This window comes from Leifsonia lichenia (assembly GCF_054780215.1).
Genome location: NZ_BAAGWT010000001.1, coordinates 934674 through 954487, shown reverse-complemented (window position 1 = coordinate 954487; position 19814 = coordinate 934674). Strand labels below are relative to the sequence as shown.

General features: G+C 68.8%; 24 protein-coding genes. 17 read left to right on the top strand and 7 right to left on the bottom strand.

Annotated features, from left to right (window positions below):
• The first annotated feature begins 96 nt into the window (after positions 1–96).
• The 9 genes from ACYVGI_RS04535 to ACYVGI_RS04495 are packed head-to-tail and all read left to right on the top strand — an operon-like array spanning position 97 to position 6698.
• Positions 97–465 carry a hypothetical protein gene (locus tag ACYVGI_RS04535; protein ID WP_460631459.1) on the top strand — a complete coding sequence of 123 codons (369 nt, stop codon included), beginning with the start codon at positions 97–99 and terminating at the stop codon, positions 463–465.
• Between the two features lie 14 nt (positions 466–479).
• The gene (locus ACYVGI_RS04530) at positions 480–827 is read left to right on the top strand and encodes a hypothetical protein (RefSeq protein ID WP_460631458.1); all 348 of its coding nucleotides are present in this window, start codon (positions 480–482) and stop codon (positions 825–827) included.
• Positions 821–1156, top strand: coding sequence for a hypothetical protein (locus ACYVGI_RS04525; protein WP_460631457.1), 336 nt, complete (start codon positions 821–823; stop codon positions 1154–1156). Before ACYVGI_RS04530 ends, ACYVGI_RS04525 begins: the two co-directional genes overlap by 7 nt.
• A gap of 34 nt (positions 1157–1190) precedes the next feature.
• On the top strand, positions 1191–1991 hold the full coding sequence (locus ACYVGI_RS04520; RefSeq protein WP_460631456.1) for a COG4705 family protein: 801 nt from the start codon (positions 1191–1193) through the stop codon (positions 1989–1991).
• Positions 1992–2040: 49 nt separating this feature from the next.
• A complete protein-coding gene (locus ACYVGI_RS04515; protein WP_460631455.1) occupies positions 2041–3411 on the top strand; it encodes a ferredoxin reductase family protein in 1371 nt (456 codons plus the stop codon).
• Complete coding sequence (locus tag ACYVGI_RS04510; RefSeq protein WP_460631454.1) at positions 3408–3971, top strand: FMN-binding protein; 564 nt, start codon at positions 3408–3410, stop codon at positions 3969–3971. The genes ACYVGI_RS04515 and ACYVGI_RS04510 overlap by 4 nt, the downstream gene beginning before the upstream one ends.
• Positions 3968–4765, top strand: coding sequence for an FAD:protein FMN transferase (locus ACYVGI_RS04505; protein ID WP_460631453.1), 798 nt, complete (start codon positions 3968–3970; stop codon positions 4763–4765). Before ACYVGI_RS04510 ends, ACYVGI_RS04505 begins: the two co-directional genes overlap by 4 nt.
• 38 nt (positions 4766–4803) lie before the next feature.
• On the top strand, positions 4804–5472 hold the full coding sequence (locus ACYVGI_RS04500) for a response regulator transcription factor (protein ID WP_460631452.1): 669 nt from the start codon (positions 4804–4806) through the stop codon (positions 5470–5472).
• A complete protein-coding gene (locus ACYVGI_RS04495; protein WP_460631451.1) occupies positions 5469–6698 on the top strand; it encodes a sensor histidine kinase in 1230 nt (409 codons plus the stop codon). The genes ACYVGI_RS04500 and ACYVGI_RS04495 overlap by 4 nt, the downstream gene beginning before the upstream one ends.
• Positions 6699–6717: 19 nt before the next feature.
• Here the strand turns inward: ACYVGI_RS04495 and ACYVGI_RS04490 are convergent, their stop codons facing one another.
• Positions 6718–7089: a hypothetical protein gene (locus tag ACYVGI_RS04490; protein ID WP_460631450.1), complete on the bottom strand. Its 372-nt coding sequence runs from the start codon at positions 7087–7089 to the stop codon at positions 6718–6720.
• Between the two features lie 73 nt (positions 7090–7162).
• On the opposite strand from ACYVGI_RS04490, the gene ACYVGI_RS04485 reads away from it, so the two are divergent.
• Together ACYVGI_RS04485 and ACYVGI_RS04480 are read left to right on the top strand one after the other, a co-directional pair.
• The gene (locus ACYVGI_RS04485) at positions 7163–7981 is read left to right on the top strand and encodes an endo alpha-1,4 polygalactosaminidase (RefSeq protein ID WP_460631449.1); all 819 of its coding nucleotides are present in this window, start codon (positions 7163–7165) and stop codon (positions 7979–7981) included.
• A 157-nt stretch (positions 7982–8138) separates the two neighbouring features.
• Positions 8139–9383 carry an alpha/beta hydrolase family protein gene (locus ACYVGI_RS04480; RefSeq protein ID WP_460631448.1) on the top strand — a complete coding sequence of 415 codons (1245 nt, stop codon included), beginning with the start codon at positions 8139–8141 and terminating at the stop codon, positions 9381–9383.
• Positions 9384–9413: 30 nt separating this feature from the next.
• Here the strand turns inward: ACYVGI_RS04480 and ACYVGI_RS04475 are convergent, their stop codons facing one another.
• From ACYVGI_RS04475 to ACYVGI_RS04465, 3 genes are read right to left on the bottom strand one after another with little or no spacing between them, the layout of a single operon-like run.
• Complete coding sequence (locus ACYVGI_RS04475; protein WP_055897869.1) at positions 9414–9719, bottom strand: NIPSNAP family protein; 306 nt, start codon at positions 9717–9719, stop codon at positions 9414–9416.
• A 54-nt stretch (positions 9720–9773) separates the two neighbouring features.
• A complete protein-coding gene (locus ACYVGI_RS04470; protein ID WP_460631447.1) occupies positions 9774–10244 on the bottom strand; it encodes a GNAT family N-acetyltransferase in 471 nt (156 codons plus the stop codon).
• Between the two features lie 19 nt (positions 10245–10263).
• Positions 10264–11733, bottom strand: coding sequence for an MFS transporter (locus tag ACYVGI_RS04465; protein WP_460631446.1), 1470 nt, complete (start codon positions 11731–11733; stop codon positions 10264–10266).
• 120 nt (positions 11734–11853) lie between these two features.
• Here ACYVGI_RS04465 and ACYVGI_RS04460 point away from each other — a divergent pair, with 120 nt between their 5' ends.
• Complete coding sequence (locus ACYVGI_RS04460; protein WP_460631445.1) at positions 11854–12486, top strand: TetR/AcrR family transcriptional regulator; 633 nt, start codon at positions 11854–11856, stop codon at positions 12484–12486.
• A gap of 6 nt (positions 12487–12492) precedes the next feature.
• On the opposite strand, the gene ACYVGI_RS04455 is transcribed toward ACYVGI_RS04460, so the two are convergent.
• On the bottom strand, positions 12493–13080 hold the full coding sequence (locus tag ACYVGI_RS04455) for a helix-turn-helix domain-containing protein (protein ID WP_460631444.1): 588 nt from the start codon (positions 13078–13080) through the stop codon (positions 12493–12495).
• A 72-nt stretch (positions 13081–13152) separates the two neighbouring features.
• Between ACYVGI_RS04455 and ACYVGI_RS04450 the strand changes: the two genes are divergently transcribed.
• The gene (locus ACYVGI_RS04450) at positions 13153–14133 is read left to right on the top strand and encodes an NAD(P)/FAD-dependent oxidoreductase (RefSeq protein ID WP_460631443.1); all 981 of its coding nucleotides are present in this window, start codon (positions 13153–13155) and stop codon (positions 14131–14133) included.
• A gap of 4 nt (positions 14134–14137) precedes the next feature.
• Here the strand turns inward: ACYVGI_RS04450 and ACYVGI_RS04445 are convergent, their stop codons facing one another.
• Both ACYVGI_RS04445 and ACYVGI_RS04440 read right to left on the bottom strand, forming a co-directional pair.
• The gene (locus ACYVGI_RS04445) at positions 14138–14551 is read right to left on the bottom strand and encodes a (R)-mandelonitrile lyase (protein WP_460631442.1); all 414 of its coding nucleotides are present in this window, start codon (positions 14549–14551) and stop codon (positions 14138–14140) included.
• Positions 14552–14598: 47 nt separating this feature from the next.
• Entirely contained in the window at positions 14599–15432 is an 834-nt protein-coding gene (locus ACYVGI_RS04440; RefSeq protein ID WP_460631441.1) for an SDR family oxidoreductase, read from the bottom strand.
• Positions 15433–15574: 142 nt separating this feature from the next.
• On the opposite strand from ACYVGI_RS04440, the gene ACYVGI_RS04435 reads away from it, so the two are divergent.
• From ACYVGI_RS04435 to ACYVGI_RS04420, 4 genes are all read left to right on the top strand, one after another.
• Positions 15575–16459 carry a helix-turn-helix transcriptional regulator gene (locus tag ACYVGI_RS04435; RefSeq protein WP_460631440.1) on the top strand — a complete coding sequence of 295 codons (885 nt, stop codon included), beginning with the start codon at positions 15575–15577 and terminating at the stop codon, positions 16457–16459.
• A 144-nt stretch (positions 16460–16603) separates the two neighbouring features.
• Positions 16604–17902, top strand: a complete 1299-nt coding sequence (locus ACYVGI_RS04430; RefSeq protein WP_460631439.1) for an ABC transporter substrate-binding protein — start codon at positions 16604–16606, stop codon at positions 17900–17902.
• An 11-nt stretch (positions 17903–17913) separates the two neighbouring features.
• Positions 17914–18894: a carbohydrate ABC transporter permease gene (locus ACYVGI_RS04425; protein ID WP_460631438.1), complete on the top strand. Its 981-nt coding sequence runs from the start codon at positions 17914–17916 to the stop codon at positions 18892–18894.
• Positions 18891–19811 (top strand): carbohydrate ABC transporter permease, encoded by a 921-nt coding sequence (locus tag ACYVGI_RS04420; protein ID WP_460631437.1) that lies wholly within the window; start codon positions 18891–18893, stop codon positions 19809–19811. Before ACYVGI_RS04425 ends, ACYVGI_RS04420 begins: the two co-directional genes overlap by 4 nt.
• Positions 19812–19814: the final 3 nt, after the last annotated feature.

Genomic DNA, 19814 nt, shown 5'->3' with positions numbered 1-19814 from the left:
GCGTCGATGGTGGTGTCTCCTGGCCTGGACATGGTGGCCGGGATCGCCCGCAGCCCGGCAGCGATGCGATCGTTGGCGAAGACCACATCCGGGGCCATGGTCGCGGTCAACACGGTCGCCGCCCTCGGCCTCGCGGCGAGCATCGGCGGCATGGCGAACGCGCTGACCCAGATCAAGCAGGCCAACGGTCGCATCATCCCCCGAATGGAGGCGGGACTGCTCGCGGCGAAGAACGCCGCAGCACTCCTACCCACCATCACCGCCTACGACATCGAACGCTGCATCGACAAGCACCGCCTGCACGTCCACCAGAACGTCGACGTGGACGCCGTCCGCGAAGTCGACGAACGCGTCGACCGCCACATCGTGCGGGTCGCACAACTCAGCCACGGCATCACCCAAGCCGTGCACCACACCCTCGAACAGGACGCGCACTGGGCGATGACCTTCGGACTCGACCGGTAGTAAGGACCCCCATCATGAATCCCGCAGACTTCGTTCGGGAGCTCTTTGACGGCCTCGACCGTGAGGTGCAGACCGGCGTGCAGGAGGTCCAGGACTGGATCGAGGCCCAGGTCCACGGTGCAGCCGTCCAACTCCTGGACAGCCTGATGCCGCCGATCGTCCACGCCGACAGTTCCGGCGTGAAGATCAGCGAGTCAACAACCGTACTGTCGGCGAATACCGGCATCAGGTTCGCCGTCGGCTCGGCGGATCTCGGCAATGAGGTTCTCGCGGGTGCCGTCGCGAGCACGGTGCAGCGCGGCCTCGACGAGCTGAAGGCACAGAGCGACTACGCCCAGGGGGTGAGCAGCATCGCATGGTGACCTATCGATCGCTCGCGGAGCTGGAGGATGCACACGGCCAAGAGCGCACGGCCGCACGACGCACGATCGAGTCGGCCGAGCAGTACATCGGCCACTACCGCTCCCGAATCAACCAGGTGGGTGAGGCGTTCTACAGTCTCGGCGCGCACAACGGCGTGGTTGACGACCCGGGCTTCCGCGAACAACTCCGGCGTGTAGCGGATACCGCCAGCGAGAATGTCGCGTATGCGGGCCGAAGGGTCGGCGAGCTGGAAGAGGAATACGACGCGATGCTCAGGGCACAGGACGAGCAGCGGGAGCGGTTCCTGGCAGAACACCACGACGCTTAGCGCTTTCTTGGAGTGGCAGCGTCAGGATGTGCTGGTGCTGCGCAATAAGGTTCCCGAGGTGACCGCCCTGTTCTGGGTGGCGAAAGTGCTGACCACGGCGATGGGAGAGACCACCTCCGACTTCCTCGTGCACCAGATCGACCCGCCCGTCGCGGTGGCGGGCGCTGCGGTGGTGCTCGCGGTCGCCCTCGTGCTGCAGTTCGCCGTCCGCCGCTACATCTCCTGGGTCTACTGGTTCGCCGTGCTGATGGTGGCGGTGTTCGGCACGATGGTCGCCGACGTCATCCACGTGCAGTTCGGCGTGCCGTATCTGGTCTCCACCACGGTGTTCCTGGTGATCCTGGCCGCCGTGTTCGCGCTCTGGTACGGCACGCAGCGCACCCTGTCCGTGCACACGATCGACACCAGGCCGCGCGAGCTCTTCTACTGGGCGGCGGTGATGACCACCTTCGCGCTCGGCACGGCGGTCGGCGACCTGACAGCGGTCACCTTCGGGCTCGGCTATCTGGCGTCCGGCCTGGTGTTCCTGGTGCTGTTCGCCCTCCCTGGCGCCGCGTACCGCTGGTGGGGCCTCGGCGGAACGGCCGCGTTCTGGATGTCGTACGTGCTGACCAGGCCGTTCGGCGCATCCATTTCCGACTGGCTTGCCGTGTCGCACGCGCGCCACGGGCTGGGCCTCGGCACCGGGCAGGTGAGTCTCGCGCTGTTCGCGGCGATCGTGATCGTGGTCGCGCTCAGCGGGACGCGTGGGACGCGTGGAGCGCGTGGGAGGCCGCAGGGCCTGCGCGCTGGGCAAACCCATAGGAATGCCTCAGTCCCTCCCCAGCCGGAGTAAGAATCGCGCAAGAATCACCCGCGATCGTTGATGTCATGGAGATCAGACCATGACAGCGATCGCGACACCGCGCAGAGTCGCGGCGCGTGCAGCGGGCCACGCGGCCAGGCGGCGCCGCTCCGTCACCGTGCGCGTCGTGCTGGCGGCGGGCCTCGTCGGGGTGCTGTGGATGTGGTGGGCCACCGTGCCGGCCACGTTCACCGCCACCCCGGCCAGCGTCGCCACCACCGTGGGGGAGCTGAGCGGGATGCTCGGCGCCTACCTCGTCTGCGCTCAAGTGCTGTTGATCGCCAGGGTGCCGTGGTTCGAGCGGGCCGTCGGGCTCGACCGGCTGGTGTCCTGGCATCGCTCGCTCGGTGCATCCGTGGTGTTCCTTGTGATCACGCACGTCGTGTTCATGGTCGTCGGCGGGGAACTGCTCGACAAGGCGATGCCGTGGGACGAGTTCGTCTCGATGCTGCAGAGCTACCCCGACATGCTCACCGCGCTCGTCGGCACCATCGCGTTCCTCGCCGTCGGGCTGAGCAGCGCCAAGTGGATCCGCTCGAAGCTGTCCTACGAGGTCTGGTACTGGCTGCACGTCACGACCTACGTGGCGATCTTCCTCACCTTCTTCCACCAGCTCAGCGGCGGGGCACACTTCGTCGGGGAGCCGGTCAACCGCATCCTGTGGCTCGCGCTGTACCTCGGCACCGCCGCGGCCGTGCTCACGTGGCGTTTCGTGCTGCCGCCGATGGATGCGTGGCGTCACCGGATGCGCGTCGAAGCGGTCGTCCAGGAAGCGGAGGGCACGTCGAGCGTCTGGCTCAGCGGTCACCGGCTGGGCGAGCTCGGCGTCCGCGGGGGCAACTTCATGAGCTTCCGCTTCCTGGCCAGGGGGCACCTGCTCACGGCGCACCCGTACTCGGTGTCCCGCCTGCCGTCCGACGGCTACCTGCGCATCACTGTCGGCGCCCTCGGCGACCACTCGACCCGGCTGGCCGGTCTGAAGAAGGGCACGCTCGTCGTGGCGGAGGGGCCGTTCGGTCACTTCACCGCCGACAGGGCGAGCAGGTCGCGCATCCTGCTGATCGCGGGCGGGGCGGGCATCGGGCCGATCCGAGCGCTTGCCGAGGAGCTGGTCGACCGCGGCGCGAAGCCCGTCGTCCTGTACCGCGCGCACTCCGCGGCCCACCTCGCGCTGCTCGCCGAGCTGCAGGCCATGCACGGCGTGACCGTGGTGCCGGCGCCGGGCAGGCGCAGCGAACTCGGCTACGACCCGCTCGACGTCGCGCCGATGCAGAACTTCATCCCCGCCCTGCGCGACTGGGAGGCGTTCATCTGCGGTCCCCAGGGCATGGCCGACCGGGCCGAGCAGACCCTCCGAGAGCTCGGGATGCCCGGGCGCTTCATCCACCGAGAAGAACTGAGCATGTCATGAGTCAGAAGAAGTGGCGCGGGACCATCCTGTTCACGGTCATCGTCGTGGTGATGGGCGGAACCATCGGGCTCAAGCTGTACGGCATCGGCGAGCAGGGCACGGCGACGACGGCGGCCGTCGCGGGCACGACGAGCTCCGGGACGAGCTCCGGGGCGAGCTCGGGGACCGGCTCTGGAGCGGGCACGACCGGCTCGACCTCCTCTGGTTCGTCCTCCACCGGCACCACCCCCTCCTCCTCCACGCCCAGCCCGTCGGCGACCTCCACCCCGTCGACGGCGACGGCGTCGGCCACCAAGGTCATCACCGGGAGCACGGTGGACACCCGCTACGGCCCCATCCAGCTCCAGGTCACCTTCTCCGGTTCGACCATCACGGCGATCACCGCGCTGCAGACGCCGAACCAGGACAGGCGGAGCGTCTCCATCAACGAGCAGGCGGTGCCGATGCTCACCCAGGAGGCGATGTCGTCGCAGTCCGCCAGGATCGACACGATCTCGGGAGCGACGTACACCTCGGAGGGCTACATCCAGTCGCTCCAGTCGGCGATCGACCAGCTGTGAGGTTCGTCGAGACCGTGATGGGCATCCCGATGTCCATCGACATCCGGGATGCGGGCGACCACTCCGATGCGGCGGCGCGCGCCTTCGCCGTGCTGCGGGAGGCGGACGCGCGGTTCAGCGTCTACCGGCCGGACAGCGAGGTGAGCGCGGCCAACCGTGGCGAGCTCACCCCGGCGGGGTTCAGCGCGGAGCTGGCCGAGGCGATCGCTCTGGGGGACGAGGCGGAGCTGGCGTCGGGTGGCGCGTTCCGCATCCACCGGCCGGACGGGACTCTCGATCTGGACGGCGTGGTCAAGGGCTGGGCGGCCGCGCGCGCAGCCGGGGAGCTGCGTGCGCACGGGGTGCGCCGGTTCTGCCTGAACGCGGGCGGTGACGTCGCGGTCGGCGACGGCCCCGGCGGTGGCGACGGTGGTGGCGACGGCGGCGGCGACGGCCGGGAAGCCGCAGCGACAGTGGATGCGTGGAACGTCGGCGTCCGCACCCCCGCCGACCCCGCCGCGATGCTCGCGGTGCTGTCGGTCGCCAACGCCGCCGTCGCGACCTCCGGCGCGTACGAGCGCGGCGCACACATCGTGGACGGCCGCACCGGAGCGCCGGCCACCGGCCTGCTCAGTGCGACGGTGATCGCCGATGACCTCACCACCGCCGACATCCTCGCCACGGCCGTCTTCGCGCTGGGGCGGCCGGGGATCGACTGGGCCGTATTGCACGGCGCTCGCGGCGTGCTCGCGCTCACCGACGCCGGGGAGCTGCTCGCGGCCGGTGTCGTCGACTTCGCGCATCCACTGGCATGAACGCGGTCGAGCAGGGAGCGGACACCTATACTGCGACAGTGAACGGGACACCCCGCGTGCTGGTGGCCGAGGACGACGCTCGCCTCGCCGGGATGCTGACCGAACTCCTCACCTCGGAGGGGTACGACGTCGTCGTGGCGAAGGATGGGCAGCGCGCCCTCCACCTCGGGCTGACCGAGGAGGTCGACGTGATCGTGCTCGACCGCGGGCTGCCCATCATCGATGGCCTCGACGTGCTCCGCCGTCTTCGCGCCGACGGTGCGATGGTCCCCGTCCTGATCCTCTCCGCGCTCGGCAACGCCGCCCACCGGGTCGAAGGGCTCGACGGCGGTGCGGAGGACTATCTGGCGAAGCCGTTCGACATCGACGAACTTCTCGCCCGGCTGCGTGTGCTGAGGCGGAGGAGCGCATCCACCACCCCAGCGGTCCGGTTCCCCGGGGGCACGCTCGACGTCGGCAACAGGACCGTCGTCACCGCACAGGGCGAGCGCGTCGTGCTCTCCGAGCGCGAGTCGGCGCTGCTCGAGCAACTCGCCCGCCGCCCGACGCAGGTGTTCTCGCGGGCGGTGCTCCTGGAGAGCGTTTTCGCCGACGCCGACGACCCGGGGGTGGTCGACACCTATGTGCACCACCTGCGCAAGAAGTTCGGCCGCGACCTGATCGAGACGGTTCGCGGCCTCGGCTACCGGATGGGGGCGGCGTCGTGACCTCCCCGGAACGGAGGGAGGCCCGCTCCGCCGCGACCAGACTCGCCCTGCAGTTCACCGCGGTCATCCTGGTGCTGTTCGCGGTGCTGGGCTTCGTCGTCTACGCGGTGGTCTCCGCTGGTCAGGCTGAGTCGGCGAAGAAGACGCTGGCCGACGCATCCATGGTCGACTCCGTGCACGACGCCCCGCGCAACCTGCTGATCACCGTGATCTCGCCGCAGGGCACGGACAGTTCGCCGGGGATGCCGGACGGGCTTCCCGACCAGTCGGCCCTGTCTCGCGTGGAGGCGGGCGGTCCTCCGGAGACGTCGACCATCCAGGCGGACGGCATCAGCTACCTCACCGTCACGGACGTGCGCCGCGGCAAGGTGGTGCAGATCGCGTACAGCCTCGCCGAGCAGCAGGAGGAGCTGAACCGTCTCGTCATCGCCCTCGTGGTCTCCGGCGTCGTCGCCGCTGTCGCCGCCGCGTTCATCGCCGTGTTCATCGCTCGCCGCGCGATGCGCCCGCTGGCCGACGCGCTCGCCCTGCAGCGGCGCTTCGTCGCCGACGCGAGTCACGAACTGCGCACCCCGTTGACGCTGCTCAGCACGCGAGCGCAGTTGGTGCGCCGCAGGGCACGGGATGCGTCCCCCGCCGTCGACCCAGAGGTGCGGTCGGGCATCGACGAGATCGTCGGCGACAGCAAGGCCCTCACCGAGATCGTCGAAGACCTGCTGATCGCGGCCGACCCGCGCCAGGCGACGGAGGCGGAGCAGGTGGACCTCGGCGCTGTGGCCGCCGCCGTGGCGCGGGCGGCGCAGGCGCGAGCGGGGGAGCGCGGGGTGCGGATCGAGACGCGAGGCGCGGGCGAGGCAGGCGCAGCCGTCGTGTCCGGCGCACCCGTGTCCCTCCGCCGGATGGTGGTGGCGCTGGTCGACAACGCGGTGGATCATGCCGCATCCCGAGTGGTCGTCGACACGCGACGCGACAAAGGTTCGGTGGTCGTCAGCGTCAGCGACGACGGCCCCGGCTTCGCGGACGGAGCGGACCGTCGCGTCTTCGAGCGCTTCGCGTCCTCACGGGCGACCGACGCGGTCGCGCGCCACTACGGCCTGGGCCTCGCCCTCGTCGCCGAGGTGGTCGAACGCCACCGGGGAACGGTCGCAGTGAGCAACGACGGCGTCGGCGACGACGGCACCGGAGGCCGCGTCACGGTGCGCCTCCCCGCATCCCCGTCCGCCTGACGGGCATCGTCGGGACGGGTCAGAACGCGAAGACCTGCCCGAACACGATCACCAGGATGAGGAAGACCCCGACGATCCCGCCGATGACCCCGAGGGTGCGCTTCGACAGCTTGGCGATTCCGAAGCCGACCAGGAACGGCAGCGCAAGGCAGCCCAGCGCCAGAATCCACCAGAACGCCTGGAACCCGAACTGCGACGCAGACTCGAGCCTCCCGCCGAACAGCTTCTGCGTGGCCGGATGCGTGGCGAACGCGATGCACGCCGACAGCGGATACGCGATCAGCACGGCCACGATCAGCCCGGCGAAAGCGCCCCACGCACCCCGCCCGACCCCGGCCCCGATGTCGAGCGTCTCTTCCCGATGCGGCCCCTGCTTGCTCTTCGTGCTCATGCGCACAGCATAGGGGGCGGCCGGGGCGCTGGTCAGGATTCGCGTGGATGCGGCTCGATGCGAGAGTGTACCTATGACTCGTTACACGGGTGCGCTGGCTTTTGTGACTCTCCTTCTCGCCGTCGCACTGACGGGGTGCGTCACGTCACCCCGACCCGACGATCCGTCGACGCGGATCACGCTGCCGCCGACGGGAGGTCCGTTCGACTACCAGCTCGGCGGACGCTACTCACCCGCCAAGGACGTCGTCGTGGTCACCCGAGACAGCTCCGACGAACCCATGGCCGGCGTCTATTCGATCTGCTACGTCAACGGCTTTCAAACACAACCAGATGCACACTGGCCGCCAACTCTGATTCTGCACGGGTCCGACGGTGAGCCACTGGTGGATCCCGGCTGGCCAGACGAACACCTCATCGACATCTCGACCGCCTCGAAGCGCTCGGCCGCCGCCTCGCGACAACGCGAGACCATCCGGGAATGCGCCCGGAAAGGTTTCGACGCGGTCGAGTTCGACAACCTCGATTCGTGGACGCGCTCGCACGGGGCACTGACGAAGGAGGATGCGGTCGCCTTCGCGAAGCTCCTCGTCGGGGCGGCCCACGCGCAAGGACTCGCCACATCGCAGAAGAACGCCGCCGACCTCGCGCAGATCGGAAAGCAGGAGATCGGGTTCGACTTCGCGACCGCCGAAGAGTGCGACCGGTTCTCGGAGTGTGACCGGTACACGAACGTCTACGGCGCGCACGTCTTCGACATCGAGTACACCGACGACCTCCGTGGAGATTTCCGCTCTGTCTGCGCACGACCGAGCACGCCGAGACAAACGGTCCTCCGCGACCGCGAACTCCTCACTCCATCTGACCAGGGATACGCGTATCAGCACTGCTGAAAGTCGGGCCGTCCGTCGTGAGAGAGCTTCGTCCTCGCGTGAGAGCCGCACGCCAGCCGCACGCCCCATAGCGCCGACCGCAGCACAGGATTAGGCTCCGAACCACATCCACCGCGTCAGCACCGACTCGGCGTCGCGTCGTCGAAGGAGGCCGGACATGGCTCTCGGCTCGAATCCGCAGCACCCCCACCACTCGCACGGCCCGTTCTCCGACGGGTTCTTCCACAACCCGGATTTCGACTTCGAGTTGCGCGTCGTGCTCGGGCACGCGTTCTCCGGCGCGGCGGACACCGGGGAGGTGCTCGCGGCGGTGGAGTCCGTCGGCGAGCACGACCACGAGGCGTGGTTCGCGGCGTGGCTGGCGCTCGGGTCGCGCATCCGGGCGGCGGGCGACGACCAGGCCGCGGCGGGGAACGACATCAGTGCCTCGCGTTCCTACCTGCGCGCATCCACGTATTTGGGCACCGCCCTCAACGCTGTCGCATCTCTGCCGTCGTCGGATGCGCTGCTCTCGACGTTCCGGGCGCACCGCGCCGCCTGGGATCGGTTCGTGGACACCACGCCCGTCTCCATCCACCGGGTGAGCATCCCGTATGAGGGCGCCGCACTGCCCGGTTACTTCTTCCGTCCGTGGGGGCTCGCGGGGTCCGGGCGCACGCTCATCATGAACAACGGCAGCGACGGCGCGATCAGCACGATGTGGGCGAGCGGCGGTGCAGGGGCGTTGCAGCGCGGGTACAACGTGCTGATGTTCGACGGGCCCGGTCAGCAGGCCATGCTGTTCGAGCACGGGGTGCCGTTCCGCCACGACTGGGAGGCCGTGATCACTCCGGTGGTCGACTACCTGCTCGGCCGGGACGATGTCGACCGCGACAAGATCGCCATCTACGGGATCAGCCAGGGCGGGTACTGGGTGCCGAGGGCGCTCGCGTTCGAGCACCGGATCGCCGCGGCCGTCGTCGATCCTGGCGTCGTGGATGTGTCCACCTCGTGGACAGGGCACCTGCCGAAGAGCATGTTGAAGCTCCTGGCGGAGGGCGAGCGGGAGAAGTTCGACCGCGACATGGAGCTCGCCATGAAGTTCTCGCCTGAGCTCGCCCGCACCTGGGAGTTCCAGGCGCGTCCGTACCAGAAGGACGGCTATTTCGACACGATCACCGCTGTGCTCAACTACCGTCTCGACAACGTCGCGTCCTCGATCAGGACGCCGCTGCTCATCACCGACCCGGAGGATGAGCAGTTCTGGCCTGGCCAGTCCCGCCGTCTCGCCGAGCTCACCCCCGGCGTCTCCTCCGTGGTGCCGTTCACTGCGGACGAGGGTGCGAACTTCCACTGCGAGCCGCTTGCCCGCTCGCTGGTCGACCAGCGGATGTTCGACTGGCTGGATGCGCGCCTCGCCTGAGCGCAGACCGCTGCCGGGGCCGTCGTGGCCCTACTCGAAGACCGGGGTGGTGAAGCGGCGCTCGTAGCGGCGGATGCACCCGGTGTCGCGCGCGTACTGCACGGCGGCGACGCACTCGGGGTCGGTCGCGGCGGCCGTGCGGTACTTCTCGTACTCCGCCATGGACGGGAACGTGAACAGCGCGAACGCCTCGTCGCTGTCCCCTTCGCTCGGCATGAAGTAGCCGTGGTGGTCGCCGCCCAGCTTCTCGACCAGACGGATCCAGCGTCTGCCGTATTCGGTGAACTCCGCGAGCTTGGCGTCGTCGATCTGGTAGCGGAGGTGCACTGTGATCACGGTCGGTCTCCCCTTCGTCGGCCGGTGATGCCGATCGGATCGGCGGCGCTCAGCCTACAGCGCCAGGGTCAGGAACGCGCTGTTCGGATCGTCCGTGTATGAGCCGAACGGGCCGGACTCCGAGAAGCCCGCCCGGGCGTACAGCCGCCGGGCCGGAGCGAAGAACTCCATCGAGCCGGTCTCCAGCGACACCCGTTCGACGCCGCGCTCTCGTGCGTCGCCGAGCACGAACCCCAGCAGCGCCGCGGCGATTCCCTCGCCACGGCGTGCCGGGTCGGTGCGCATGCTCTTGAGCTCTTCGTGCCCTCGCTCGTCGAGCGCTGCCAGGGCGGCCGTGCCGACGATCGTCTCGCCGTCCAGCGCCGTCCACAGCCGCACGCGCGGCGCCTGCAGCGCCGCCAGGTCGAGAGCGTGCCTGCTCTCCGGCGGAGCCGTCGGCTCCATGTCGTCCAGGTGCGCCTGCAGGAATTCTCGCAGGGCCGGGGAGGCGAAGTCGGCGCGGGCGATCACGAGGGTCGGAGGCATAGGACGACGCTACAACGCCCTAGTCGAGGTCTTCCACTCCGAGGGCGAGCGCCTGCGCGCGGCGTGTGCGCATCGACGGGGCGATGAGCGCCGCGACGATCGCGAGCACGGCGACGCCGGCACAGACCCAGAAGCCGATCGTGAACGCATCGTCGCTCGGCAGCCCCTGCGGGGAGGCGTTCGAGGAGATGATCGCGGCGATGACGGCGGTTCCGATCGAGCTGCCGATCGTCCGCGCGATGGTGTTCACGCTGATCGCCTCGCCGGTCTGGTTGGCGGGGACGCTCTCGATGATGGCGTTCGACATCGCCGCGAAGGCGAGGCCGATGCCCGCACCGGTCAGGATGCCCGAGGCGACGACCTGCCACAGCTCGCCGTGCGAGATCGCGGGCAGGATGAACGCCGCGGTGACCAGGATGCCGCCGAGGAGCATGGGCGGCTTCGGACCCACCTTGCGCACCAGGATGCCCGCGAGGGGGCCGCAGATCACCATCATGACGACGGTGGGCAGCAGGAACAGACCGGCGGACGAGACCGTCTCGCCGAAGCCGTAGCCGAGCGCGGACGGGAGCTGGAGCAGGGTCGGGACGAGGACGAACGTGCCGAACATCGCGAAGCCGAAGATCAGTGCGACCGCGTTCGCCGTCCACACCCCGCGCACCCGGAACAGGCGCATGTCGATCAGCGGCTCCTTCACGCGCAGCTCGACCAGCACGAAGATCACCAGCGCGACGGCGCCGACGATCAGCAGGCCGATGGTGCCGCCGGAGCCCCAGCCCCACTCCTCGCCCTTGCTGATCGCGAGCAGCAGGGAGACGAGTGCGACAGAGAGGATGAGCGCGCCGGCGACGTCGAGTCGGCCGGGTTTGCGCACGGGCGACTCCGGCATCCCGAAGATCACGCCGAGCAGAGCGATGACGACGAGGACGCCCGGCAGCCAGAACAGCCACGGCCACGACAGGTTCTCCACGATCGGGCCGGCCGCGACGATGCCGATCCCGGCGCCGACGCCGAAGATCGCGGACAGCAGGCCGATCGTCACGCTGACCTTGTCGTGCGGCAGTTCGTCCCGCACGATGCCGATCGACAGTGGCATCACTGCGCCGGCCGCACCCTGGAGGGCGCGAGCGATGATCAGGACGCCGAGGTTGGGGGCGAGCGCGGCGAGGACTGTGCCGACGAGCAGCAGCGACAGCACAACGATCAGGATGCGCCGCTTGCCGACCATGTCGCCCAGGCGGCCGAGGATCGGGGTGAGGACGGACGCGGAGAGCAGGTAGGCGGTGATGATCCAGCTTGCGTCGCTCGTCGTGGCGTGCAGGTCTTTGCCGACGGTCGACAGCGCGGGCGCGACGAGGGACTGCAGCACGGAGAAGGCCAGGCCGCCGAGGGCCAGGTAGATGACGATGAGGGTCGTCCTGCGTTTGGCCGGCGCACCTGCGACGGCCGTGACGGAACCGGTGGACGGTTCGCCGATGGTGTGAGTCATTTCGCTCCGAGGGATGTAAACAGTTGCTGACTTGATTAGTTTACCCAGGTCAACCTTTAAGTCAATGCTCGTTTACATCGAGGAGGATGGGCGGTAACGTTTCCGGAAAGAAGGGCAGTCATGGAACCCGGCACCACCGTGCTCGACGTCGCGGCAGACGCAGCGGGCACCGCCTCTGCGAGGACGCGAGACGCGGGCAACACCCGATCGCTCCTGCTCCACGCCGCGCGCCGCCGGTTCGCACTCGACGGATACTCCGCGACGACCGTGCGCGAGATCGCGGCGGATGCGGGCGTGAACGTCGCCCTCATCAACCGCTACTTCATCTCCAAGGAGGGGCTCTTCGAGGCGTGCCTGCGGAGTGCGGTCGAAGGGCTCGAGCGGCTCGACCCGGGGGATGTGCCGATCGAAACGCTCATCCGGGACATCGTCTCGCAGTTGGCCGGTTCGCTGACGAGCGAGAACTCGCTGCAGTTGCTCCTGCTGCTGCGCTCGTCCGGAGACGACCGAGCCGAGCGCATCCGGCGCGACACCTTCCGCTACTTCGCCGAGCGCATGGCGGGTGCTGCGGGCTGGCGCGATGGCGACGCCGGCTCGGAGTCTCTGATGCTCAGAGCGCAGATCGCCATGGCCGCCACCTTCGGGATGGTGCTCCTGCGGGCGACCTCCGGCCTCGAACCTCTGACCTCCGCGACGGAGGACGACCTGCTGGAGCCCCTGGGCGGAGTGCTCGCCGCGCTGCTCGCGCCCTGACGGTCGTCAGCCCTCCTGCGCCTCGAGCGCCGCGGGCGCGTGGGTGTGCATCCTCGCCCCTTCGTCGTTGAAGATGCTGATGACCTGCGCCGGTTTACCGCCAGCCGCCGACATCGCGTGCGGGGTGCGGGTGTCGAACTCGGCCGCCTCGCCGCGGGTGAGGGTGAGGTCCTGGTCGCCGAGCCGGAGGCGCAGCCGTCCGGAGAGCACGTACAGCCACTCGTAGCCGTCGTGCACGCGCAGCTCGGGTAGCGTCGCTGCGGGCGGGTAGGTGATCTTGTACGTGTGCACCGGCGAACCCTCCGGCGCGAGCGGTGCGATGATCAGCCCATCGCGGCGGATCACCGGGCGATGGATGCGCGGATCGGGGGCGTCGACGCTGATGAGGTCGTCGACGCGGATGCCGAGCTGCCTGGTCAGCGGCAGCAGCAGTTCCAGACTCGCCTGGCGCTTGCCGGACTCCAGGCGCGACAGGGTGCTCGCCGACATCCCGGCGCGTGATGCGAGCTCGTCGAGGGTCCAGCCGCGGGAGCGCCTGACCACACGCAGCCGGGCGCCGACCTGTGCCAGTTCTTCGCGCATCCACTGTCCCATCGGTTGAGGCTTGCTCTTGCCAATACTGCAAGCACCCTTGCGATTCTGTCACGGATCGCCTGGACTGGCGCTATGAACACTCCAGACTCCACCGCCGCTCGGGATGCGATCGTCGTCGGGGGCAGCGCCGCCGGCCTGTCCGCCGCGCTGCTGCTCGGCAGGGCGCGACGCAGGGTGCTCGTGATCGACGCCGGGCTCCCCCGCAACCGTTTCGCCGAGCACATGCACGGCGTGCTCGGGAACGAGGGCACAGCACCGGCAGACTTCGTGCGGAAGGGCAGGGAGGAGGCGGCGGGGTACGGCGTCGAGTTCCTGGACGGCGTCGTCGAGAGCGTGGCCGGCGCCGAGCGCGGGCTGACGGTGACCCTCGCGGACGGCCGCGTCGAGTCGGCGCGCACCCTGGTGGTGGCGACGGGCATCGCCGACGAACTGCCCACCGTCCCCGGCCTGGCGGAGCGCTGGGGGAAGACGGTGCTGCACTGCCCGTACTGCCACGGCTGGGAGGTGCGCGGCGCGCGCCTCGGCGTGCTCGCGACCTCGCCGATGGCGCTGCACCAGGCGCGGCTCGTGCGGCAGTGGAGCGACGCCGTCGTGCTGTTCTCCGCGGGGGCGGGCGCCATCGACCCCGTGGATGCGCGGAGGCTGCGTGCGCGGAACGTCGAGGTCATCGAGGCTCCCGTGGTCGAGGTGCTTGGCGACGGCGCGCAGGTCACCGGTGTCCGCACTGCCGACGGTCAGGTGACAGAGCTCGACGCGCTGTTCACCGCGGGGGTGCCGAAGCCGCACGATGGCTTCCTCGCCGGTTTCGAGCTGCCGCGCACCGAGTTCCCGATGGGGCTCGGCTCGTTCCTCACCGTCGATCAGGCGGGGAAGACCGGGCACGCGCGCGTCTGGGCGGCGGGCAATGTCGTCAACCCGATGGCGACGGTGCCGATGGCGGTCGGAGCCGGCGCGCTCACCGGTGGAGCCGTGAACGGCGCGCTCATGGAGGAGGACTTCGATCTGGCCGTGGCCGACTCGACCGCCGACGCGACCGCCGACGCCCGGCCATAGCGGGCTACGCGCTGCGCGTGCGCGCGGCCGAGTACTGCTCCTCCGTCACCGCTTCCAACCAGGTGGTCTCCGGAGCGCCGCTCCCGTCCGTCTCCCAGATGGCGAGGTGCTGCATGAACAGTTCCGGCGTCGCTCCGTGCCAGTGCTCCTCATCGGGAGGGCAGACGACCGTCTCTCCCGGATGGGCCTCGAACACGACGCCGTCCCTGGTGCCGATCAGGGCCACCCCTGCGACGACGTGGAGGGTCTGGCCGAGCGCATGACGGTGCCAGAACGTGTGCGCCCCCGGCGCGAACCGCACGGTGTTGACGCGGACGCGGGAGGGCTCCTGCCCGGCGACGATGACGTCGAACCAGACGTTCCCGGTGAACTGCGCAGCGGGGCCGGCGCCGGTAGGCGTCGCGGTGGTGAACTTCATGATGGTGTCTCCTTCTGATCGGAATGGTCGGATCGGTGGCCGTGCTGTCACGCGTCGAGGTCGAGCGCGAAGCCGAGCTCGCGCGACGCCTCGGCCTGCGCGGTGAGCTCGCGCCCCTTGTCCGCGACGGCAGGGATCGCGTCCGAGCCTGCGACGAAGCGCAGCGGGGGCTCTTCGAGCTCCGCCAGCGCGATCAGCGCGGCCGCGAGCTTGGCAGGGTCGCCGCCCTGCTGGCCGTTCATCGCCTGCCAGCCCGCCGTCGTCTCCGCCGTGCGCTCCGCGTAGTCGGCGACAGAGAGGTCCGCCCACGTCGTCGAGGCCTCCTCGAGCAGTTCGGTGCGGAAGAAGCCGGGCTCGACGATGGTGGTGGAGATCCCGAACGGCGCCACGTCGAAACGGAGGGACTCCATCCACCCTTCGACGCCGAACTTGCTGGTGGCGTACGCGACGCAGAACTCCTGGCCGATGACGCCGGCGAGGGAGGAGATGGTGATCACGTGGCCGGAGCGCTGCGCTCGGAACAGGGGGAGGACGGCGCGGGTGACGTTCATCGGGCCGAACAGATTCGTCTCGACCTGGCGGCGCATCGCGGCGTCGGAGATCTCTTCGAAGAAGCCGGCCTGGAACGTGGAGGCGTTGTTGATCAGCACGTCGATGCGGCCGAAGCGTTCTACCGCGGCGGCTGCGACCCTCTCGGCGGCTGCCTGATCGGTGATGTCGAGCGCTGCGACGAGAAGGTTCTCGTGCTCACCCAGAACGTCTCGCACCTTCTCGGGGCGGCGTCCGGTCGCGACGACGTGGTGACCGGCGGCGATGGCCGCCCGTGCGATGTCGGTTCCCAGTCCTCGGCCGGCGCCGGTGAGGAGGATGACTTTGCTCATGCGTGTGTGTTCCCGTCCGTGCTCTGCGTACGTCTTCTTCGTGTCTCCATTGAAGGTCGGTTCCTGCGCGGGAGGGAGTCCCTGACGAGAGGTGTACCAGCAGAGGACCCTTCCAGGCGGGTAGAGCGCGTACCGTCGTGGTGTGGACAATCAGAGCGAAGTCCGCGAGTTCCTGACCTCGCGGCGGGCGCGGATCACGCCGGAGCGGGCCGGGCTGCCGGGCGGCGGCAACCGGCGCGTGTCGGGTCTGCGTCGCGCGGAGGTCGCCATGCTCGCCGACCTGAGCGTCGAGTACTACGCCAAGCTGGAGCGCGGGAACATCGCCGGCGCATCGGCCGGGGTCCTGGATGCGATCGCGTCCGCCCTGCAGCTCGACGACGCCGAGCGCTCCCACCTGGCCGACCTGGCCCATGCCGCGAGCGCTCCCGGCCTCGTGGCCAGGCGACGTCCTGCCAAGAAGGCCACCCCTCTCCGGCCCGGGCTGCAGCTCGCTCTGGATGCGATCACGACCGGTCCGGCGTTCGTGCGCAACGGCCGATTGGACATCCTGGGCGCCAATGCGCTCGGCCGGGCGTTCTACGCTGACGTGTTCGCGTCGCCAGGGCTGGGCAACCTCGCCAGGTTCAACTTCCTCGACCTCGAACGGTCGACGCGCTTCTACCCGGACTGGGGGACCGCAGCGGACACCTCCGTCGCGATCCTGCGCACCGAGGCGGGCAGGGACCCGCACGACAGGGCGCTGCAGGATCTGATCGGCGAGCTGAGCACCCGCAGCGACGATTTCCGCATCCGGTGGGGCGCCCACAACGTGCGTCGGCACGGGACGGGCGTGAAGAGATTCCATCACGCGGTCGTCGGCGACCTGACGCTCGGCTTCGAGGGGCTGGAGTCCACGGCGGAGCCTGAGCTGTCGTTCCTCATCTACACGGCGGAGCCGGGCTCGCCATCGGAGGAGCGGCTACGGCTGCTCGCCAGTTGGGGGGCCGGCCAGCCCGCCGCGGGCGCGGATTCGCTCACCGCGCCGTAGCGACCTGGTCCGCATCCCATCCCGCCGCAGCGGAACACTTTTGCTTGCATAACGCCTCTGCCTACTGTATACAGAATACAGACCAGGAGCGGCCTCACCCGTGGGCCCCCAATTGCAAGAGACACTTCAAGGAATGAGGTAGGCATGTCTCGCGTCGACTCGAAGATGAGAAGGCTGGTGGCCGTGGGGGCGGCTGTCGCGATCGCACTCAGCATGGCAGCGTGTTCAGGCTCGGGATCGGGGGGATCGGGCAGCAAGACGGTCGTCTGGTCCACCTGGGGCACCCCGGAGGAGATCGCCCGCTACAAGGACTTCGACAACAAGTTCATGAAAGAGCACCCCGATATCAAGGTCGTGCTGCAGCCGGTCGCCGACTACGGCGACTACCACACCAAGCTCCTCGCCCAGCTCGCGTCCGGCACAGCACCGGATGTGTTCTACATCGGCGACGACAAGATCGGCCAGTTCGTCAACTCGAAGGCGCTCATGCCGCTGACCGACCTGATGAACTCCAGCGCGAGCAAGACCAAGCCGGAGGACTTCGCGCAGGGCCTGTTCGGCGCCACCAAGAAGGGCGACCAGATCTACGCCGCCCCCAACGACTCCAACCCGGATGCGCTCTGGTACGACAAGGTCGCACTGAAGAAGGCCGGTGTCACCGAGGACCCCGCCACGCTCGCCTCCGAGGGCAAGTGGACGACGGCCACCTACCTCGACATGAACGAGAAGCTCAAGAAGGCGGGCCTCACCGGCTCGATGTTCTGGAACTACTGGTCCACCCACTACTCGTGGATCTCGTCGCAGGGCGGCAAAGCGTTCGACGACGCGGGGAAGTTCGTCGCGAACACCGACCAGACCAGCGTCAAGGCGATGGATGTGCTGGCCAAGAACTTCCAGAACGGCACCTTCGTCGTGGCAGACACCCTCCCGCAGGGCGCGGGCGCCGACAGCGTCTTCGTCACGCACAAGGCGGGCTTCTTCGTGCAGGGCCGGTACACGATCGGCACCGTCAAGTCCGCCGGAGACCCGGAGAACTACGACGTCGCACCGTGGCCGACCCCGGACGGCAAGGCCGCCCCGACCGGCACCGCGGTGAGCTACCTCGCCATCAACGCCAAGACCAAGAACAAGGACGCGGCGTTCGAGTTCTGGACCAACTACCTGTCGGCGGCGGGCCAGACCGAGCGGCTGAAGGGCGGCGGCAACGCCGTCCCGTCGATCAAGGGCGCGGACTCCGTCGTGCTCGACGGCTACCCGAAGCACGCTCAGACGCTGCTCGACATGCGCGACATCGGCTTCGAGGACTACGCGACGGAAGCATCCGTCCCCGGTCTCTCCAGCGACATCAGCGACAAGATGCTGGCGCTCTACGAGGGCAAGGCGTCGACCACGGCGACGCTCGACGATGTCGCAGCGATGATCAAGAGCAAGACAGGTAAGTAAGGGATCGACGCGTGAGTGCAATCCGAGGGTCGCTGACCGACACCCCCGACACGAGGGTGAAGGCGAAACCCGCAGGCACCGAGCCGGGCGGACTCCGTGGGGAGTCCGCCTGGCGGCGGCGCGACCGGCGCTGGGGCTACGTGTTCGTCGGCCCGCAGCTCATCGGCATGGCACTGTTCGTCGTGCTCCCGTTCGCGGCGAGCCTGGTGCTCGCCTTCGCCCAGTGGGACGGCCTGAACGACCTGAGCTGGGTGGGCTTCGACAACTTCCGCAACCAGCTCGCCGACCCGCTGTTCGGCAGGGCGATCGTCAACACCCTGCTGATCGCGGTCATCACCGTGCCGGTCGGCCTCGGCCTCGCCGTGGTGATCGCCGTGGCGCTGGAGAAGCTGAAGACCAAGACGCTGTACCTCATCCTGTTCTTCGCCCCTGTCGTCACCTCGTCGGTCGCCGTCGCGATGATCTGGCAGCAGTTGTTCCGCAAGGACGGCGTGATCAGCGGCTTCATCGCCAGCGTGTTCCACGTTCCGGCGCCGGACTGGCTGGGCGACCCGCACCTCGCGCTCATCGCCGTCTGCATCGTGTCGATCTGGTCGTCGCTCGGCCTCAACGTGATCATCTTCCTGGCCGGGCTGCAGAACATCTCGCCCGCGGTCATCGAGGCGGCGCGGATCGACGGGGCTGGAGCGCTCACGCTGTTCTTCCGCATCCGGATGCCGCTGCTGTCGCCGATCATGTTCTTCTCCTCGGTCATCGCGTTCATCAGCTCGCTGCAGACCTTCGACACCGTGTTCATCCTCACCGCGAACGCCGGCCCGGACAACGCCACCCGCACGATCGTCTACCACATCTACGATCTCGGCTTCGGCAAGTTCCAGTTCGGCCCGGCCAGCGCCGCGTCGGTGATCCTGCTGCTGATCACGCTCGTCATCACGGGCATCCAGTTCACGGCGCAGAAGAAGTTCGTCCACTACGAGGATGGTGCAGCATGACCACCGCCGTCAGAACCGCATCCACCCAGGCTCCCGCGCCAGGGTCAGCTCCGGCCGGGCAGCAGAAGGCCTCCCGCGAGGGCCGCGCCGGTGCACGCACCCGCAAGACGATCCTGCACGTCGTGCTGGCGCTCGGCGGCATCGCGATGGTCTTCCCGTTCATCTGGATGCTCATCACCTCGTTCAAGACGCTGCCCCAGCTCCTGAACGACCCGCTCAGCTTCCTGCCGCAGCCGTTCACCTTCCAGAACTATGTGGATGCGTGGAACGACGCCCCGTTCGCGCAGGCCTACTTCAACAGCATCTACATCGCGATCCTGGTCGTGATCGGCACGCTCATCACGGCGGCGATGGCCGGGTACGCGTTCGCGCGCATCAAGTTCCGTGGCAGCCGGGCGCTGTTCATCGTGTTCCTCGCGACGCAGATGATCCCGATGCAGGTCACGCTCATCCCGTTCTACTTCCTGATGGCGAAGCTCGGCTGGGTGGACTCGCACCTGTCGCTGATCATCCCGGCCGCGCTCGCGAACCCGTTCGCGGTGTTCCTGATGCGCCAGTTCGTGCTATCGCTGCCGAAGGAGCTGGAGGAGGCGGCCCTGGTCGACGGCGCCGGCCGCTGGCGGATCTTCTGGAGCATCATCCTCCCGAACCTGCGCCCGGGGCTCGGCGCGCTCGCGATCATCGTGGCGCTCTCCACCTGGAACAACTTCCTGCTGCCTCTCGTGCTCCTCAACAGCCAGGACCTCTTCACGGTTCCGCTGCTGCTGCAGAGCTTCCGCGGTCAGTTCGGCTCGATCAACTACGGGCTGATCATGGCGGCGTCCGCCGTGGCGACCATCCCGATGCTTGTCGCGTTCGTGATCGGCCAGCGCCGCATCCTGAACAGCATGGCGGCGTCCGGGCTGGGCGGCCGATGAGCG

Bases quoted from the DNA above. Each gene is read 5' to 3' on its own strand.
- ACYVGI_RS04535 (WP_460631459.1), top strand. From the start codon at position 97: ATGGTCGCGGTCAACACGGTCGCCGCCCTCGGCCTCGCGGCGAGCATC.
- ACYVGI_RS04530 (WP_460631458.1), top strand. From the start codon at position 480: ATGAATCCCGCAGACTTCGTTCGGGAGCTCTTTGACGGCCTCGACCGT.
- ACYVGI_RS04525 (WP_460631457.1), top strand. From the start codon at position 821: ATGGTGACCTATCGATCGCTCGCGGAGCTGGAGGATGCACACGGCCAA.
- ACYVGI_RS04515 (WP_460631455.1), top strand. From the start codon at position 2,041: ATGACAGCGATCGCGACACCGCGCAGAGTCGCGGCGCGTGCAGCGGGC.
- ACYVGI_RS04510 (WP_460631454.1), top strand. From the start codon at position 3,408: ATGAGTCAGAAGAAGTGGCGCGGGACCATCCTGTTCACGGTCATCGTC.
- ACYVGI_RS04490 (WP_460631450.1), bottom strand. From the start codon at position 7,089: ATGAGCACGAAGAGCAAGCAGGGGCCGCATCGGGAAGAGACGCTCGAC.
- ACYVGI_RS04485 (WP_460631449.1), top strand. From the start codon at position 7,163: ATGACTCGTTACACGGGTGCGCTGGCTTTTGTGACTCTCCTTCTCGCC.
- ACYVGI_RS04480 (WP_460631448.1), top strand. From the start codon at position 8,139: ATGGCTCTCGGCTCGAATCCGCAGCACCCCCACCACTCGCACGGCCCG.
- ACYVGI_RS04470 (WP_460631447.1), bottom strand. From the start codon at position 10,244: ATGCCTCCGACCCTCGTGATCGCCCGCGCCGACTTCGCCTCCCCGGCC.
- ACYVGI_RS04465 (WP_460631446.1), bottom strand. From the start codon at position 11,733: ATGACTCACACCATCGGCGAACCGTCCACCGGTTCCGTCACGGCCGTC.
- ACYVGI_RS04460 (WP_460631445.1), top strand. From the start codon at position 11,854: ATGGAACCCGGCACCACCGTGCTCGACGTCGCGGCAGACGCAGCGGGC.
- ACYVGI_RS04455 (WP_460631444.1), bottom strand. From the start codon at position 13,080: ATGGGACAGTGGATGCGCGAAGAACTGGCACAGGTCGGCGCCCGGCTG.
- ACYVGI_RS04450 (WP_460631443.1), top strand. From the start codon at position 13,153: ATGAACACTCCAGACTCCACCGCCGCTCGGGATGCGATCGTCGTCGGG.
- ACYVGI_RS04445 (WP_460631442.1), bottom strand. From the start codon at position 14,551: ATGAAGTTCACCACCGCGACGCCTACCGGCGCCGGCCCCGCTGCGCAG.
- ACYVGI_RS04440 (WP_460631441.1), bottom strand. From the start codon at position 15,432: ATGAGCAAAGTCATCCTCCTCACCGGCGCCGGCCGAGGACTGGGAACC.
- ACYVGI_RS04430 (WP_460631439.1), top strand. From the start codon at position 16,604: ATGTCTCGCGTCGACTCGAAGATGAGAAGGCTGGTGGCCGTGGGGGCG.
- ACYVGI_RS04420 (WP_460631437.1), top strand. From the start codon at position 18,891: ATGACCACCGCCGTCAGAACCGCATCCACCCAGGCTCCCGCGCCAGGG.